The sequence below is a fragment of the Streptomyces sp. NBC_01481 genome (genome assembly GCF_026339995.1).
GTDB lineage: Bacteria > Actinomycetota > Actinomycetes > Streptomycetales > Streptomycetaceae > Streptomyces.
On sequence record NZ_JAPEPT010000004.1, the window covers coordinates 660,384 to 676,236 of the forward strand.

The 15,853-nt window shown below is 67.2% G+C and carries 15 protein-coding genes and 3 pseudogenes; 9 read left to right on the plus strand and 9 right to left on the minus strand.

The window, feature by feature from the left end:
• Positions 1–301: 301 nt before the first annotated feature.
• Positions 302–1,012 (minus strand): annotated as a pseudogene (locus OOK40_RS24710) (AraC family transcriptional regulator).
• On the opposite strand from OOK40_RS24710, the pseudogene OOK40_RS24715 reads away from it, so the two are divergent.
• Positions 1,011–1,376: pseudogene (locus tag OOK40_RS24715) on the plus strand (DUF2000 family protein); the annotation flags it as partial. The pseudogenes OOK40_RS24710 and OOK40_RS24715 sit on opposite strands and share 2 nt — an antisense overlap.
• Before the next feature lie 151 nt (positions 1,377–1,527).
• On the opposite strand, the gene OOK40_RS24720 reads toward OOK40_RS24715, so the two are convergent.
• Positions 1,528–2,574 (minus strand): M36 family metallopeptidase, encoded by a 1,047-nt coding sequence (locus OOK40_RS24720; protein ID WP_266485898.1) that lies wholly within the window; start codon positions 2,572–2,574, stop codon positions 1,528–1,530.
• 1,247 nt (positions 2,575–3,821) lie between these two features.
• Complete coding sequence (locus tag OOK40_RS24725; protein WP_266485900.1) at positions 3,822–4,559, minus strand: cyclopropane-fatty-acyl-phospholipid synthase family protein; 738 nt, start codon at positions 4,557–4,559, stop codon at positions 3,822–3,824.
• A 544-nt stretch (positions 4,560–5,103) separates the two neighbouring features.
• Here OOK40_RS24725 and OOK40_RS24730 point away from each other — a divergent pair.
• Positions 5,104–6,063, plus strand: coding sequence for a GlxA family transcriptional regulator (locus OOK40_RS24730; RefSeq protein ID WP_266485903.1), 960 nt, complete (start codon positions 5,104–5,106; stop codon positions 6,061–6,063).
• 75 nt (positions 6,064–6,138) lie between these two features.
• Here the strand turns inward: OOK40_RS24730 and OOK40_RS24735 are convergent, their stop codons facing one another.
• A complete protein-coding gene (locus tag OOK40_RS24735) occupies positions 6,139–6,390 on the minus strand; it encodes an acyl-CoA dehydrogenase family protein (protein ID WP_323136117.1) in 252 nt (83 codons plus the stop codon).
• A gap of 238 nt (positions 6,391–6,628) precedes the next feature.
• Between OOK40_RS24735 and OOK40_RS24740 the strand changes: the two genes are divergently transcribed.
• The gene (locus OOK40_RS24740; RefSeq protein ID WP_266485906.1) at positions 6,629–7,261 is read left to right on the plus strand and encodes an HD domain-containing protein; all 633 of its coding nucleotides are present in this window, start codon (positions 6,629–6,631) and stop codon (positions 7,259–7,261) included.
• On the opposite strand, the gene OOK40_RS24745 is transcribed toward OOK40_RS24740, so the two are convergent.
• A complete protein-coding gene (locus OOK40_RS24745) occupies positions 7,201–7,680 on the minus strand; it encodes a carboxylesterase family protein (protein WP_266485908.1) in 480 nt (159 codons plus the stop codon). The two genes, OOK40_RS24740 and OOK40_RS24745, sit on opposite strands and share 61 nt — an antisense overlap.
• Positions 7,681–8,330: 650 nt before the next feature.
• On the opposite strand from OOK40_RS24745, the gene OOK40_RS24750 reads away from it, so the two are divergent.
• From OOK40_RS24750 to OOK40_RS24765, 4 genes and pseudogenes are all read left to right on the plus strand, one after another.
• A complete protein-coding gene (locus OOK40_RS24750; protein WP_266485912.1) occupies positions 8,331–9,146 on the plus strand; it encodes a hypothetical protein in 816 nt (271 codons plus the stop codon).
• Between the two features lie 389 nt (positions 9,147–9,535).
• On the plus strand, positions 9,536–10,180 hold the full coding sequence (locus OOK40_RS24755; protein ID WP_266485914.1) for a dihydrofolate reductase family protein: 645 nt from the start codon (positions 9,536–9,538) through the stop codon (positions 10,178–10,180).
• 126 nt (positions 10,181–10,306) lie between these two features.
• Entirely contained in the window at positions 10,307–10,573 is a 267-nt protein-coding gene (locus OOK40_RS24760; protein ID WP_266485917.1) for a transposase, read from the plus strand.
• Positions 10,574–10,608: 35 nt separating this feature from the next.
• Positions 10,609–10,779, plus strand: a pseudogene (locus OOK40_RS24765) (IS5/IS1182 family transposase); the annotation flags it as partial.
• Between the two features lie 52 nt (positions 10,780–10,831).
• Here OOK40_RS24765 and OOK40_RS24770 read toward each other — a convergent pair.
• The 4 genes from OOK40_RS24770 to OOK40_RS24785 form a co-directional block, all read right to left on the minus strand.
• The gene (locus OOK40_RS24770) at positions 10,832–11,251 is read right to left on the minus strand and encodes a hypothetical protein (protein ID WP_266485920.1); all 420 of its coding nucleotides are present in this window, start codon (positions 11,249–11,251) and stop codon (positions 10,832–10,834) included.
• A 197-nt stretch (positions 11,252–11,448) separates the two neighbouring features.
• The gene (locus OOK40_RS24775) at positions 11,449–11,742 is read right to left on the minus strand and encodes a hypothetical protein (protein ID WP_266485923.1); all 294 of its coding nucleotides are present in this window, start codon (positions 11,740–11,742) and stop codon (positions 11,449–11,451) included.
• Between the two features lie 538 nt (positions 11,743–12,280).
• Positions 12,281–13,252 (minus strand): hypothetical protein, encoded by a 972-nt coding sequence (locus OOK40_RS24780; protein WP_266485927.1) that lies wholly within the window; start codon positions 13,250–13,252, stop codon positions 12,281–12,283.
• Positions 13,245–13,865: an RNA polymerase sigma factor gene (locus OOK40_RS24785; protein WP_266485929.1), complete on the minus strand. Its 621-nt coding sequence runs from the start codon at positions 13,863–13,865 to the stop codon at positions 13,245–13,247. Before OOK40_RS24785 ends, OOK40_RS24780 begins: the two co-directional genes overlap by 8 nt.
• A 400-nt stretch (positions 13,866–14,265) precedes the next feature.
• Here OOK40_RS24785 and OOK40_RS24790 point away from each other — a divergent pair, with 400 nt between their 5' ends.
• On the plus strand, positions 14,266–14,496 hold the full coding sequence (locus OOK40_RS24790; RefSeq protein WP_266485933.1) for an ATP-binding protein: 231 nt from the start codon (positions 14,266–14,268) through the stop codon (positions 14,494–14,496).
• 55 nt (positions 14,497–14,551) lie between these two features.
• Positions 14,552–15,679, plus strand: coding sequence for a peptidoglycan bridge formation glycyltransferase FemA/FemB family protein (locus tag OOK40_RS24795; protein ID WP_266485935.1), 1,128 nt, complete (start codon positions 14,552–14,554; stop codon positions 15,677–15,679).
• Positions 15,680–15,853 lie beyond the last annotated feature (174 nt).

Consider the following 15,853-nt stretch of genomic DNA (forward strand, 5'->3'; position numbering starts at 1 on the left):
AATACCGACCGGTCGAACAACGGCTACTACAGGTACCGAGGCCCAGGAAGGCCACCCCCTGCCCGGGACGGGGAGTCAGTCGACGGGTGCTGTCCGTCCTCGGGCTCTGGCACACAGTCCGTGAACCATCTTGGGTTCGGCTTCATCGGGCTCTTGCGGTCTCCGATCGGTGCTGGTCGCGCGCCTCGCTCCTCCGGCTGACGCAGGGCCGGCAAGATCTCTCACGGAATGTGTGCCAGAACCCGCAACTGGGGCTATAGAGCCAGGAGCCGGTGGGGTAGCAAGCGCGGGTGACCCATGCTCAGTTGACGGCTCCGGTACGGGCGTACCGGCCCGGGGTGATGCCGACGACTCGCTTGAAGTGCCGGGTGAGGTGGGACTGGTCGTAGAAGCCGGCGGCGGTCGCCACCTCGCCCGACGGCTGTCCGTCGAGTAGCAGGCGCCGGACCAGGTCGACGCGGCGGGACATCATGTACTGATGCGGGGCGATGCCGAAGGCGGCGCTGAAGGTGCGTACGAGATGCGTGGGGTGGGCGTGGACGAGGCGCGCGGCCTCTTCCAGAGCGATGCCTTCAAGCAGTCGCTCGTCGAGGAGGTCACGCAGGCTCTGGGCGATGCCGGGGGCGTGCTCCGCACTGCCGAAGCCCAGCCTGGGGCGCAGGTGCTCGCGCAGGCGCTCGCTGATGAGGGCCAGGCGGCTCTCCGCCTCGAACTCGTCGCCCCGGTTCGCGAGGGCTGTGTGCAACTGTCCCACGCGTTTGCGTAGGACGGGCTCGGTGAGGTCCGGGCCGTCCACCGCCGGCCCGATGAAGCTCTTGTCCAGCTGCGTCATGTCGAGGTAGAGCACACGCTTGTGGAAGCCGTGAGGGGTGGCAGGTGAGCCGTTGTGGGGGACCTGCGGCGGGAGCAGGCTCACGGTGTCGCTCGGGGTGCCGCGCTCGTGGCGGTCCAGGTCCTAGCGGACTGCGGCGTCGTCGACGATCAGAAAAGTCCATGCGTCGTGGACGTGCATGGGCTTCGACACCAAGATTGCCGTCTTGCTGCGCGACGACCTTGAGTCGTGGCAGCGGCTGAATGTGACCGCCTTCCTGGTCAGCGGGCTCGGCACGGTGTCACCGGAGGTGATCGGCGAGCCGTATGCGGATGCCGACGACACCGAGTATCTGCCGATGTTCCGCCAGCCCGTGCTGGTCTTCGAGGGCACGAAGGAGACACTGACTGCCGCGCACGGTCGTACGCTGTCTCGCTCGCTGCCCAGAGCCGTGTTCACATCAGATCTGTTCAGCACTGGCAACGACAGGGACAACCGGGCGGCTGTACGGTCCGTGGGCACGGATCAGCTCGATCTGGTAGGGATGGCCATTTACGGGCCGCGCCATCTTCTCGCCGCCAACCCACCGCCGTCCCGCGTCGGGAGGCAGCGCCGGGGGCGGCGGCGCCATTGCCCACGCCCCCGGACCGCCCTGATCAGCGCCCGACGCATCGGTGGCCGCCGCCTCGAGCGACGGCCACCGATCGGCGAAGCGGTTACTGAATGCCGGGGATCTCGCGGCCCTTGAACGCACTGCGGACGGTGTCCGCCGCGCTCGTGCCGTACATGCGCTCGGCTGTCGCGATTGTCGTCAGTGCCGCGTCCTTGAAGCTGGTGTCGGGCGCGAAACCGAACTGGGCGTTGATGATGATGCGGTCAGCGGTCCTCGCCCCGAGCGCGTTGCGGATGTCGAAGAGCGCGCGGGACCAGATCTCGCCGTCCGCGTGGACCTCCCCCACCCGGTCCCCGTAGACCTTGCTTCCGTCGATGCGGCGCAGGCAGTGCGGGGCGCCGCTGTACGTGACCGAGTCCCAGTCGGCGACGCATGCCAGGTCGGCCTTCATCGGCCAGCCGTACTTGGCGTCCGCGTGTGCGCCGACCTCGACGGCGAGGTAGTCACCGAAGGCTTCGCCGATCGAGCCGGCCTCCAGCGACGTGCCGAAGCCCGGCACTTGGGCGTGGTGCACGGCATGCCCGTACTCGTGGACGATCACCTCGGCGTCCTCGGCATCGTCCACACCGCCCTTGCCGAAACGGATTTCGGCTTTCTTGTCGGTGAAGAAGGAATTGTCCGCACCCCACTGGTTTATACGGACCGGCTGGACTCGGTTGTTGGCCCCGGGCAGTTCCCTGCCGAAGCCCAGGCCCTGCAGGTACTCCTGTGCCTCGTTCACCCAGAAGTAGGCCATGACCTGCTCGAACTGGTCGTCGTGCCGGGTGTACGAGCCGACGTCAGTCGTCTTTGCCGAGGCTCCCGTGTCGGATCTCACGGAGGCCCACGTCCCGGACAGGCCGCCACTGCCGTCCAGGTTTCGCAGCGCGGCGACGGCATAGGCAGAGGTCGGTACGGCTCCAGCGGCGTCCTTGGCGTCGGTGAGCAACTGATCACCGGACGACTGGACGGGATTGACCATGAAGACGCGGGCCTGCGGCGCAGTCGGAGCGGATCCGGAGGCCGAAGCCGAACCGGCCGGGCCGGCCAGGGTGAACAGCGCCACAGTGGCGGTGGCTGCAGCCAGGCCGCGGGATGTGCGGCGAGCCATATACATCCTCCATCGATGGGATGTGATGAGCCGGATTGGGGGGTGGCTCGGTGCGGGCGTGATCCTTGCGCATCATGGGTTGCTTTGGCCATGGGTCGCCCATGAATTCGCCGACGAAAAAGGTCGCCAGCAGGACAATCCGGCGCCGGAACAGGTGCGCGCCGGACGAATCACATCCGATCAGGCGGCGTCGCGTCGGCTCTTCGCAGCTGCGCCCGTTCTGCCGGCCGGCAGGTCGCACATCCGGCGGGGAAGCGTGGTCTCTACCCGTACCCTGCGGACGTCGTATCACCGGTCGAGGGCGCCGGCGACGGTCGGGGCGCACAAGATCAATCTGCATGCTATGAGAGGAGCACTGAGACCCAGGCGGTGTTGCCGCTGTCGGCAACGACCGCGCGGATACGCATTCCTCTTCCTCCGCTTTGCCCGATTCTCCCTTGACGGCAGTGACCGCTGTTGGCGACGAGCCCCTCGACCACAACGCATGGCACACGAACGACGCTCCGTGCCAACTGGAGGCTCACAACGGACGGCGGCCCGGCGCGCGAGGCCTACGACAACGACCTCGACGCCTCCCTCGTCGCCGTGTCGGCCGGTTCGAACCGGGCCAAGGTTTGTCCATCGGCCTCCGCGTCGGCGAGGGCGGGGCGGCGAGGTGGAACATCGGGTAACGGCTGGCAGAGGACAACAACCCACGCGCTGTAGTCAGCATCACGAGCGTCGTTGATAGAACGACGCTACGGCGGGTTGACCGGTGTAATTGGGCCCTGCGTGGGGATCGGACAGTCGAGTCCAGGGCGCGTCTCGCTGGCGGCCCGAGCCGCTCCTGGCGTGGCACAGAGGATCACCATGAAGCCCCTGAGGTCGGGTAGCCGGTCACCATGCGCGGACCTGCGGCATGAGCCGGATGGCGCCGCCGGCGATCGTTCTCCACCGTCTCCAGGTAGTCGTCGCCTGTCAGGCCAGGCGGCAGCTGCGGGACCTCCGGCCGAGCAAGTACATGTCGTGCACCTGGAAGCGGATTCGCTGCCGCCCGGTTCATGTCAGACCCTCACCCGGGTGAGCTCCGGCATCTGGACGCGCGACGAAGGACGGCTAGACATCACGGCCCCGAGGAAGGCCGTTTGGGGTCGCGGACGCCCGCCACCATCACGGGTCGAACAGCAGCCCACGGCGCCATCACTTCCATCCGGGGCAATGCCCTGCAGGATCGGGGCACCGGGCCCCTGGCCTGCCACCCGCAGTTGTCACTCGGAGGTTCGGCGAAGTACAAGGGTGATGAAGCCGAAGCTGTCGCGATAGCTGTGCAGCCATTGAGAGCGGTGGGTGGAGGCAACGGCGAGAACCTCGGCGCTGTCGGGGTCCTCGGGGTGGTCCAGCGCCCACGTCGCCAGGGATCCGGTCCAGCACCACTCGAAGTCGTCGAGTTCCTGGCGTGTGCTGATGTGTCCGAAGACAGGGGTCCAGCCGTGGGCGACGACGCGGTCCATGGTGGTCGCCAGGTCCTCGTACTCGCCCAGCATCTCGCGGGCTTCGGTGGTGGGCTCGCACTCCCAATAGGCATCGCCGACCAGGACGCGGCCGCCGGGGACGAGGTATCTGTGGGCAGCGTCGAGGGTGGGCAGGAGACCGCCGAAGGGATGGGTGGCACCGACGCTGAGCACTGCGTCGAAGGTGTGGGGAGACGCGAACTCTGTGGCGTCCTGGTGGTGAAGTACGAGTCGTTGTTCGACTCCCAGGTTGGCGGCTTCCTTCCGGGCCTTGGCCAGGGCCTGAGCTGAGTTGTCGACGCCCTCGGCGGTCACATCCGGATGAGCGGCCAGGGTCCGCAGGAGCCAAGCCGCCTCACCGCAGCCGAGGTCGAGTACGCGTTCATCGCCCCGGACCACGGTTCGATGGAGCAGTCGGCGTACTGACGCATCGTCAAGAGGGCTGTTAATTGGGTGATCAGTGCGTGACAGCCGAGAGATCATTTCGCGGTCCATGGCGCGCAGCCTGGCAGGGTCGGACGCTAGTCGCATCTGCTTTACCCTGCCGATGAACGAGTACCGGACAACTGCAACACCTGGGCACACAGGGCGGAGTCATGTCTCGCCCTCAGATCTTGGACCTCAGATCGCGAAGTGGAGTCAACACCGACCTACCGATGGAGTCGGTTGTCACTGACAACCCAGTCGAAGCCCTGGGCACCGCAAGCCGGTACTGCTGCGCCAGCGCCGGTACGACGATGCCCGCCCCTATGTGCCCATTGACCAGGCGATCCAAGAGCCACGCTCTTACCGAAGAAGGGGTCGTCCACCACGCGGGCCCAGCCACCGTCCGGCTGGCGTCGGAGGATCTCCGTGGTGGTGGAGATGACCGGCTCGGGGCCGACACCGGTGAGGGTGGCGGTGTTTGATACCAGTGCGACGTCCGTCAGGCGATGTCTTTGTCAGTCATGAGGCGACCGTAGGTGCGATCCGGGCGAAGGAGTTATTTGGCATGCATGCCATGTAGCGATAGGATCGTGCCATCGGCGTGGGAGGTGAGATGTCAGGCGGAAAGCACCGCGTGGTCGTGGTGGCTCTCGAGAACGTCCTCGCACTCGACATCGGGATCCCCGTGCAGGTCTTCGGGAGCTGGCCGGATGGGCCCTACACGCTGACGGTGTGTGCGGAACAGCCCGGGCTCGTCGCGATGCACGGCGGCCCCGTGTTGTCGGTTGCCGATGGGTTGGACACCCTGGCTACCGCAGGCACCGTAATAGTCCCGGGGTACTTGGAGCCCGACACCCCCTCCGCCGCGGTCAGCGCCGCGCTCGCGGAGGCGGCAGCTCGGGGCAGCCGCATGGTGTCCATCTGCTCGGGCGCGTTTGCCCTTGCCGCCGCCGGCCTGCTCGACGGCCGACGGGCCACCACACACTGGCAGTACGCAGCAACACTGGCGAAGCAGTACCCACAGGTGACGGTACAGTCGGAGGCTCTGTACATCGACGAAGGCCAAGTGCTGACCTCCGGCGGCGTCACTGCCGGCCTCGACCTGTGCCTGCACCTCATCCGCCGCGATCACGGCACCCGACTGGCGAACCAGCGAGCACGTCTGCTGGTCGCCGCGCCTCACCGCACGGGCGGTCAGGCCCAGTTCATAGACCTGCCGATGCGCCCCGACCCGGACGACGGACCGGCGCCGGTGTACGAGTGGGCCCTGCACAACCTGCACCAGCCACTCACCGTGGACCAGTTGGCGCGCCAGGCCGGGATGTCGCGTCGCACCCTCATCCGCCGCTTTCACGCCGACACCGGCCGACCGCCCATGCGTTGGCTACTCGACGCAAGGCTCGGCCTCGCACGGGAACTCCTGGAATCGAGCGACCTGACAGTGGAAGCGGTCGCACGGCGCTGCGGCCTGGGCACGCCGGCCAACTTCCGGACCCTGTTCAAAGCCCACGTCGGAGTACCGCCCCGCGCGTACCGCGAGACGTTCAACTCGGCCCCGCTGAGCAAGGCTTGATTTCCGGCCGATCGTTGTCGTCAACCACCGTCCACCCGTCCGCGCACACGCCTGCCCTCACGGAGAGTTCGATGCTCAGCGGCTGTCACTGACACAGTGCTGGTTGATCCCCCGCTGGCGATCGAGCAGGCCCAGTTCGATCGTCGCGTTGTCGTCCGCCTCGCCGGTGAGGTCGCGGATCGGACGGATGTCGATGCCGGATTGATCCAAGGGGACCAGGAGCATGCTGATGCCGTGATGTGCTGGGGCGTCGGGGTTGGTCCGGGCTAGGACGAACGTCCAGCTTGCCTTGTGCGCGCCGGAGTACCACAGCTTCTGCCCGGTCAGTACCCACCGGTGGCCGTGCCGTGCCGTGCCGTGCCGTGCCGTGCCGTGCCGTCCGGCCGGTCCGAGCCGGCGCCCGGCTCAGAGAAGCCCTGCGCGAAGACGTACTCACCGGAGGCGATCCTTGGTAGAAACCGGCGCAGCAGATCCGGCTAGTCAGTCGAATGAATGGCACGAATGTTGCGACAGGTGGCACGCATGCACCTGCCGTGGTTGGACTCGGGACGCCTAGCCTGCACATATGGACTTTTCGCTTGAGCTTCCGACTGGCCCGTTGGCCGAGGCCATCGTCTCCGCGGTCCGTGACTCCGAAACCACTTCCGTCTTCAACCACAGCGTGCGGAGTTTCTATTTCGCGCAGCTACTTGCTGAGCGCGACGGGTGTCTGGAAGATGCCGCATACGATCGTGACCTGCTGTTCGCCGCAACCGTCCTGCACGATCTGGGTACCGGCAATCTCGCGAAGGGCGAAGCCCGCTTCGAGGTGGAGGGTGCCGACCTGGCGGCAGCTCTGCTGCAGGAACATGGCATTCCCACAGCGGACATCGACCGCGTCTGGGAGGCTATCGCTCTGCATACCTCCCCTGGCATTGCTGAGCGCCGAGGACTGCTGAGTTACCTCACTCGCGAAGGTGTGGGGATGGACTTTGGGCGCCATGCAGAGCTGGCCTCTGCATGGCAGGAGGAGATCCACGCCGCCTACCCCCGTCTCGACATGGTGCGTTCGTTGGTCGACGCCATCGTGGAACGAGCTGCTCGGTCAGACGCCGCGGCGCCTCGCTACTCCATTGGCGGCGAACTGCTGCGCGAACGTCAGACCGACGGTGTGACAAGGATGGAGTTGGCGGCCGCCTCATCTCCTTGGGGAGAGTAACCACTCTTCCGGCTAGGGAGCCAACGTTCTCGGAGGCTGGCGCGAGGGCGGGGCTCATCAAACGAAGGGCATCGCCTCGCGATCGGCTTCGGAAGCGACTTCGTGTTGAATTCGAGCTCCACGGCCGCCGCCTCCGAATACCGCCTCGCAGCCACCGGACACCTCCTCCCAGGACCCCACGATCCGATCTTCAGGAGGTGTCCACGCGGGCGGGGCTTGGTGAAGGCGGTGCGTGGGGTGGTGACGTTGAGGAAGAGGCAGTCCTCGTCGTTGGACTTGGGCCCGACCGGCGGGATGAGGCCGGTCTGGGGGCAGGCGGCGCCCGGCTCGGTGGCGTCCCGAACACCGTGCCACTTCTTGGCGGGCGCGCGGGGACCCCCAGCGGCGCTCGCTGGTGGGGGGACGGATGCTGTCGGCACCGCGTCTGCCAGGTGAAGTCGTAGGTACAGATACGGTAGTCGACGGCGGCGCTTGGTTTCGGGGACTCTGCCGGTTGGAATAGCAGGTCGAGCAGTACGTATTTTCAGCGTCGGCAAGCCGCTGATGGGGATCTTTGGAGATGGCTCTGGCCGCGATTCTGTGAACGGACAAGCCAGCCGACGGTGTTTGGGCTCTCACCGTCTCAGGCGGTTCCCGGTAGGCCGGCGGGGAGCGGACCGGCTGGGGGCGGGGTGCGCCGACCGCGTACCGCAACGGCGCGGGCGGCGGCGTGCTCATTCATGCCTCGCATTCATCCTCGGGGAATGGCTCGGGCCCAGCCGCCAGAGCGCTGTCGGCAGGCCGTCGTACAGGTGTGACCGAGCGCTTCAGATGGCCGCTCTCGCCAAGTGAGGCGCTCATTCTCGAGCCGTACAGAGGGAGGGGACACGCACGAGCGTCCGCAGCTTCCCCTGGCAAGTAGGTGCTAGCAGGGACTCGCTTGAGGAGGCACGTCGGCGGGATGGCCGGTCACTCGTTTGGCCGTGCACGAAGGGCGAGGCAAGGCGGGGCGTGTGAGTTTGGGCGGGTCTCAAGCGCAGTCTGCGCGGGCCGCTCGGCCCATTCCAGTCCGAAGCGAAAGGGGCTCTCCATGGCTGACAAGCTCTTTGAGCACAAGGATGCATCGGGCAAGGTCACCATCGCCGTGTTCCGTGAGCAGGCGCCAGCACCTTCGGCACACTTTTTCGAGCTCCCTGTCTCTGTTCCCGACGACATGGTGGTGGTCGGTGGTGGGGCGATTGGGGCAGAGACGCCGCAAGGAGCGTTGCTGACCGCCTCGTTCCCGCACAACGACCGGTCGAGGTGGTTGGTGTCCTCCAAGGACCATGACGTGCCCAATCCGCACCGCCTGCAGGGCTTTGCTATCGGTTTGAAGATCAACGGTTTGTCCCGCGGCGATCTCTTGAGTCATCTCCGTTACCAGCAGGCTGACAGCAGCGAGGGTGCGCATCCCGACCTCGGCATCAGCGTCCCGAACGGGTTCACCCTGATCAGCGGCGGTTTCCGCGTGAACTGGCCACCCGGGGCCGGAAATCTGGCGACTGCTTCCTTCCCCGAGATCGGCCCAAGGTGGCGGGCCCGGTCCAAAGACCACAAGGTCTCCAGCCCCTGCACCATCACCACCTTCGCCATCGGGCTGCGGACCAACCTGCCCGGGATTGGCAGGGTCGAGCGCGGGGAGGCAAGCAATGGCAGCAGCGAGACTGCCCATCCGTCCGTTGACACCCAGCTCTCCGGGGACTTCGCCTTGACCGGTATCGGGGCAGAGGCACGCGCCAACGGGGCCGGGCAACTGCTGTGGCGACTCGAACCGATCAACCAGGGCACGAGGGCGTCATCCAAGGACCACGAGATCTCCTCACCGGGCACCATCAGAGCATTCGCGCTCGGCATCAAGATCGTCTAGTACCACAGCCGTAGATCGCGCCGGTGACTGCGGTGACGCTGGACGCAGGGCAGCCACCCAGTTTGGACGCGGCCTGTGATCTACCGTGAGTGGGGAGTGCCGGTGCGGCGTCCCGGCCTGGTGGCGTAAGCAGGACACCGTGCTGCACGCTTCAAGATCGGTCGGCATGTGCTGTTCGAGGAATCGGGCGTGCGGCCTGAATCAAGGCGCACGGCATACCTGCCCAGCCCTGCTGCCGGGCGTCGCAAGGACGCTGACCGCGGGACGGGTGCTGACCGATGCACCGAGCAAGGCGGTCGACGAGTACGAAGCTGGGCGCATCGCAGCGATGAGTCTGCCGGCGCCCACAGGTCTACCTCCCGACCGAGCCAACCAATGGGGAGTAAAGCATGGGCCTCATCCACATCGAGCTGTTCGCAACCCTCGACCTCGTAGGGCAGTCGCCCGGCGGCCCCGACGAGGACCCGGTGGGGTTCCCGTTCGGCGGCTGGCAGGCGCCCCTGCTGGACGAAATCGCCGGGGCACAGGTGGGTGCCGCGTACGAGGGCACGGACGCCCTCCTGCTCGGCCGGCGGACGTATGACATCTTCGCCGCCTACTGGCCGTACCAGGAGGGCGGCGAGGACGACGAGATCGCCACGCTCTTCAACAGCGTCCCGAAGTACGTGGCCTCCCGCGGCAGGCCCGACCTCTCGTGGGCCAGGTCGACGCAGCTCGGCCCGGATCTGGCCGACGCGGTGTGCGAGATCCGTGACCGGCACGAGCACGTGAAGGTCGTCGGGAGCCTGAACCTGGTGCAGACCCTCCTGCGCGAGAAGCTCTTCGACCGTCTCGACCTCTGGGTGCACCCGATCGTGCTCGGCGTCGGGAAGAAGGTGTTCGACGGTGGCGCGGTGCCCACGAACGTCACACTCCTCGAACCGCCGATAGCCAGTCCGAAGGGCACCGTGTACCTGCGCTACGGACTCGCCGATGGCACGCCCGGGACGGGGGACATGAGCGCACCCGATCGCGGTGTCGGGCGCGACGACTGAAGCCGCCCCGCACCAGGTGGTCCGCGTCGTCGGCGCCGCCAGGTCGGCATTCCGCCACGGCGTGGCCGTTCGAGGCGCCGACGCCGTGACGAAGTGCCTCGTGAGGGGGTCGCCTGCCGTTGCGCAATGGTCTGGCAGGCTCCGTCGCCCTGGGCCGTTTCTTTCGGATCATCGGATCGTTGGTCTGGTGCGTCGTTGACTGACGCCCAGTGGGCACGGATCGAGCCGCTGCTGCCGGACCGGACACCTCGGGGAGGTGGGCGGTGGCGGGATCACCGACAGGTGATCGACGATCTTGCGTGGCAGTACCGGACCGGCTCGCTTGGATGGATCTGCCCGCCGAGTTCGGGTCGTGGAAAGGAGTCCATAACCGGCTGCGGAAGTGCACCGTGAGCCCGCTGCCCGCTGCCCGCTGCCCGCTGCCCGCCGACCAAGCCGCCAACCGCAAACGTCTGGGCGGCCACGGCGGCCGTCCGCCAGCCTTCGACCGCGAGGCATACAAGCGACGCAACACCGTCGAACGCTGCATCAACAAGCTCAAACAGTGGGGCGGCCTGGCCACCCGCTACGACAAGACCGCCACCCACTGGCTCGCCTGACTCCACATCGCAGCCATATTCATCTGGTCAGCGAGGTGATCCGAAAAACAGCCTAGAGCTTTGCGATGTCCTTATGTACCAGTTCGGAGCCGTGATACGCAGCCAAGCGCACCTTGAGCTGATAGCCCTTCGGCGCCTTGATGATCCGGTTGGGCGTCTCCAGCAGGTTGTTGCCGTAACAGGGAGGCTCGGAGTTGAGGGCGGTCCAACCGTCACCCACGTCCTTCGGGTCGTTCCACTCCACCCAGACGCAGTCGGGCTCGCCGGAGTAGGCCTCCACCGAGATGATATTGACCGAGTTCACCGCGCCGTCGACGCGCTCATAGGTCACAGTCGCGGAATTGTGGTGGCGGCCGGTACCGGCCGCCAGGTTGACCGGGCTGACCACGGTGGCGGCCGCGACCGGAGCCGCTCCTCCCGCTACCGTCGCGGCCACGACCGCGACGGTGACAGACAGGGCAGGTATGCGCATGATCCGTCTCCACGAAACTAGTTGAGGAAGACTCACCTTGTGAGATTGACTTCCGCGGGAAACGCGAAGCCTCCGGCTCCACCGTCACACGACGAGAGCCTCGGATATCCCGCCCCCCCGAGAACGCCCTCACCCTCTCGCAGAGCAACGGCCGAGCACATCGGTGAAACCACTGAGTTCGACTACGTAAGCGCGCGTCAACATCGGCATCTCATGACGGTCCGTCGGGTGTTCGGCGGGCCGTTTCGGCTGTTCAGGCTGAGTGTGGGCATGCTTGGGAGCCGGCTGACCACCGCGGCCACCGAACAGATCCTCGGGCCTCGTCCCTCTGGCGACAATGCCACCAGCACGACGCGGGCCAGGTGCGTTGTGAACAGGCGGCGTGCTTCGGCCAGCGTGACCGCGGTGAGCCCGGCCTCGTCGGTGGTGGGCCCGGCGGCGTTCATCACGGTGGCCGGCACGGTGAGGAAGGCGTGGGCGAGCATGGCCATGGTTGTCCACCGGTGCCGGGAGTTCCAGCACAGGTACCAGGCCAGCTCGTCGGGTCGTGTCGTTACGGCGCACGAGCAGGGTGTGGCCAGCCGTCCGCGCAGGAGACCCCGCCCGGGAGTTGCCGGTCGCGCGACCAGCCGGCCCGCCTCCGCACGCCGTCAACACCGCCAGCCTCATCCCCCGCTTCGCCCTCTTCAACTTCAACTCCGCTAATTTGCAGATCACTTGGCATGGCAACTCAACGACATCGCAGATCGGAACACCCACCAGCGTCCGAGCCTGGAGTCAGTTCGGCTTCGCAGATGGTGCTGCGCAGCAGTCCGCATGACGACGGGAAACTGGAGCGCTGGCCAACTATCCATCGAGATGGCCATGCATCGGGTTCTGACCGCACATCCGTAAGGCCCAAGCCTGGCGCCAACCCCGGTGCCTTCGGCGACAGCGTCCCGAGCTGCTCAGCTGATTGCGCGGTGGCCGGCCGGCCTGGACGCGGGCCGCCTTTCTGGCGTAGTCGTCACGGAAGAGCGGTCAGAACCCCTATGGGCGCTCGGGGAAGGCGCCTGTGACTGCGAGTTTCACCATGGCAGAGCTATCCACGACCGTGTCCTCCGTGCCGATCTTGCCGTCGATTTTCCCGCCGGCGAGATAGAGAGTGCGCTCACCGAGGTACTGGTGCGTCTTCGGGTCGAGGAGCAGCTCGACGCGGAGGTTGAGCGATGCTGTGTGCTTGGAGTCCGGCTCGTAGACGGCCAGGGCCGTTCGGCCCGCCGCGTCCTTCACCGGCTTGTTGTCGATCAGCACTCCGGGGATGGTGCCGAGTGCGCGGAACAGGGAGGTTCGCACCCGTGCCGGAATGAGGTCGACCGAGGAGAAAGTCTCCACGATGCGCCGGTAGTTGGCGTTGTTCGTCGATTCCTGCAGGTCGTCCTCGATCGGGATCACATCGCGCAGGGCGGTGAGCAGGCTGGCCGGGTCGTCGGGCAGCTTCGCGACCTTGCTCCGCATCTCCTTGGGTGCACCCCAGCCACCGTCCGCCGCCCTTTCGTAGCCGTCGGCTTCCAGGCGGCGTGCTTCGTTGCCGCCGAATCTCCGCCATTCCTCGTAGTAGTCGGATCTGGCGTAGTTCCCTGTGTATTCCTTCCCTGTGGTCCGGTCCTTTATCGTGATCGGGTTGAGGTCGTTGACGAAGTTCAGCGGTGCCTTGTACACCGCGACCTTGCGGTAGATCCACTCAGTGTCGCGGGGCGTGGTGATGGCCGCGTAGTTGATGGGCGGCGGCGGAGGCTTGACCGCATCCTGCGGACCCGCGTTCGGTGTCGGCACGACCGTCAGCAGCCCGGCGGCGACGACAGCTGCTGCCGCGCTCACCACCGCCAGTCTCCAGCCTCCGCGCCTGCGACGGGGCTGGGCGATCTCGTCGAGCAGTCTCTGGCGTACCGGGGTGAGCCGCGCGTGGCCTGGAGCCTGCACATCGGCACCGATCTCCCGGAGAATCTGCATGTCATCCATGACTGGTCGCCTCCTGCGCGTGGCTCAGATCGTTGCGAGCGGGGTCGGGCAGCGCGGCGGCGCCGGCCGCGGCGCGGAGCTTCTTACGCGCGCGGTTGAGCCGTGAACGGACCGTTCCGACGGGGATGGACAGGGCTTCGGCCACTTCCGGGTACGTCAGGTCCGCCCACGCCACGAGCAGGAGTACATGCCGGTCCCTGGCCGGCAGCGCGGCGAGGGCGCCTGCGAACAGCCGATGTGTGGACTCGGCCGTGACGCGGCTGTCGGCGCGGTCCGTCCACGGCTCTGCATTGGCCAGGAGATCGCTGCGGGCCATGGCTCTGAGCCGGCGCACCTCGCTGCGGCGCTGCTCGCCGATGCGATTGGCCGCGATGCCGTACAGCCACGGCAGCGCGCTCGGCTGTGCCAGGTCGTAGCCCGCCCGTTTTCGGAAGGCGATGAGGAAGGTCTCAGCTGTGATGTCGTCGGCACTCGTGTCACCGAGCCGGCGGGCGGCGTACCGGTGGATGTCCGCGGCATGGCGCCGGAAAAGTTCGCCGAAGATGTCAGGACGCTCCAGGGACTCTGCTATGACCGAGGCGTCCTCGGTGAGTCTTTCGGGCGGGCTGTTCACGCGGTCTCCGTATCTGCCGGCGGTCGACTACACCCCTATTCGCCGAACTCATCGAAAGGGTTCACGCCAGGGATGGGATGTCGGCGCCGCCCGATCGGGGAAGGGTGTCAAGGGGACTCCCCACGACCGGCCCCGGCACCGCCTCGTCGTGGAGCAGCCAGCATGCCCTGGCTGCGCCGCCTCCCGTGACCAGCTCGAAGAGGGCAGGGGCGTGCGGGGCCGAGAGTCCTTGGTGATCGCAGCGGCTAGCGCTGCCGTGTACCCGTCGGCTACCCGCGTGGTACTCGGCCTGGGCAGGGACGTTCAGCCGCTGCGCGTAGGCGCGGTCCATCGCATCCCGTGCCCGAAGCATGCAGCGGACGGTCCGCCGTCAAGCCCTGCTTCCCCCGCCGACATCCGAGTGGAGACGCCCGAGGGCGATCTGGGACTGCGCAAGCTGCCGGAAGGCGGAGTTCGGTTGTACGTCGCCGATCGTTCGCCTGTAGTGCTGGTCTGGTACACCGAGCCCGACTGGGATACGGAGAGCGGGCGGGGTATCTTCCTGATCGCGTTTGTGGCGGACCTGTGGGACGTCACGCCCAGGAACGGCGGCAAGCAGGTGTGGGCGCAGTTCACTGCCGTGAACTCTTGACCCGTCCGGTGATCCCGGGCTTAGGGTGGCCGCCCCGAGCAGGAGCACCCTACCCATGACCAGCCTGTACGTGCGGGAGATCCCGCGCGAGGAACATCTGGCCCACCTGCGGCTGTCTCCCGACGTGAGCCATCTCCAGATCCCCGAGTGGGGCGGCGTGAAGCCCGACTGGCTGCCGGAGAGCATCGGTTGGTTCGAGGGCGAGACGATGGTTGCGGCGGCGCTCGTCCTGTACCGGCCGCTGCCCGGGACGCGGCGCTTCCTCGCGTATCTTCCCGACGGCCCCGCGATCGACTGGCGGACCCCTCGTCTGGAGCGATGGCTGGACCCGCTCGTCGCCCATCTGGAGCGGATCGGGGCGTTCTCGGTGCGGATCGGGCCGCCCCTGGTCGTACGTCACTGGGACGCGGCCACCGTGGCGGAGGGCATCGCCGCCCCCGACGTACGTCATCTGCACGATCTGCCTGCGGCCGACATCGACGGATTCGCGCTCGACGCCGCAGAGCGGCTGCGGCGGCTCGGGTGGCGGCCGTGCAAGGAGGACGACGGCAGCGGTTTCGGCCTCGGTCAGCCGCGCTACGGCTGCCGTATCCCGTTGGCGGGGCGCTCGGTGGACGACCTTCGCGGCGCCCTCGCACCGCATTGGGAACAGTCCTTGCGCACGGCCGAGACGGCAGGCGTCCGTGTCTCGTGGGGCTCGGCCTCCGATCTGCCCGAGTTCTACCGCCTGTACACCGCGACCGCTGCCCACGACGGCTTCAAGGCCCGCCCGTTGGACTACTTCCGGCGCATGTGGCAGGCCCTGAACGCCGAGGACGACGACCGGCTCCGCCTCTACCTCGCCCAGTACGACGGTGAGGTGCTCTCCGCGGCCCTCATGATCAACGTCGGCTCCCGAGCCTGGCACTCGTACGCCGCATCCGGCCGCCGGGGGCGCCAACTGCGGCCCAGCAGCGCGCTGTTGTGGCGCATGCTGTGTGACGCGCGGGCGGCGGGCGCCGAGACGTACGACCTGCGCTCCATCACCCCCGCCCTCACCGAGGACCGCCTGCTCGGCCGGCTCCGCTTCAAGACGGGGACCGGCGGGCGGGCCGTGGAGTACCTGGGGGAGTGGGAACTGCCGGTGGGCAGCCAGGGCAAGGTGTTGCAGCGGGCGTTGGGGGTCTACCTCGGGCGCAGGTGACCCTGACCGCAGTCGTCGTCGACACCGATCCGTTCACGGACATGGTGATGAGCCCTCCGTATCGAAGGTCGGCTCAGCGTGGCCCGCGCTGCTGGCCTGCGCGTTGCTCCTGCCACGGTGTCCGGATCCTTGAGCTGAGCGACAAGCCTCGGTTCACGGATCAGCAACCAACGT

Excerpts from the sequence above, each read along its gene's own strand:
- OOK40_RS24725 (WP_266485900.1), bottom strand. The coding sequence starts at position 4,559 with ATGGACCGCGAAATGATCTCTCGGCTGTCACGCACTGATCACCCAATT.
- OOK40_RS24740 (WP_266485906.1), top strand. The coding sequence starts at position 6,629 with ATGGACTTTTCGCTTGAGCTTCCGACTGGCCCGTTGGCCGAGGCCATC.
- OOK40_RS24720 (WP_266485898.1), bottom strand. The coding sequence starts at position 2,574 with ATGGCTCGCCGCACATCCCGCGGCCTGGCTGCAGCCACCGCCACTGTG.
- OOK40_RS24760 (WP_266485917.1), top strand. The coding sequence starts at position 10,307 with ATGGTCTGGCAGGCTCCGTCGCCCTGGGCCGTTTCTTTCGGATCATCG.
- OOK40_RS24750 (WP_266485912.1), top strand. The coding sequence starts at position 8,331 with ATGGCTGACAAGCTCTTTGAGCACAAGGATGCATCGGGCAAGGTCACC.
- OOK40_RS24775 (WP_266485923.1), bottom strand. The coding sequence starts at position 11,742 with ATGGCCATGCTCGCCCACGCCTTCCTCACCGTGCCGGCCACCGTGATG.
- OOK40_RS24770 (WP_266485920.1), bottom strand. The coding sequence starts at position 11,251 with ATGCGCATACCTGCCCTGTCTGTCACCGTCGCGGTCGTGGCCGCGACG.
- OOK40_RS24795 (WP_266485935.1), top strand. The coding sequence starts at position 14,552 with ATGACCAGCCTGTACGTGCGGGAGATCCCGCGCGAGGAACATCTGGCC.
- OOK40_RS24755 (WP_266485914.1), top strand. The coding sequence starts at position 9,536 with ATGGGCCTCATCCACATCGAGCTGTTCGCAACCCTCGACCTCGTAGGG.
- OOK40_RS24780 (WP_266485927.1), bottom strand. The coding sequence starts at position 13,252 with ATGGATGACATGCAGATTCTCCGGGAGATCGGTGCCGATGTGCAGGCT.
- OOK40_RS24730 (WP_266485903.1), top strand. The coding sequence starts at position 5,104 with ATGTCAGGCGGAAAGCACCGCGTGGTCGTGGTGGCTCTCGAGAACGTC.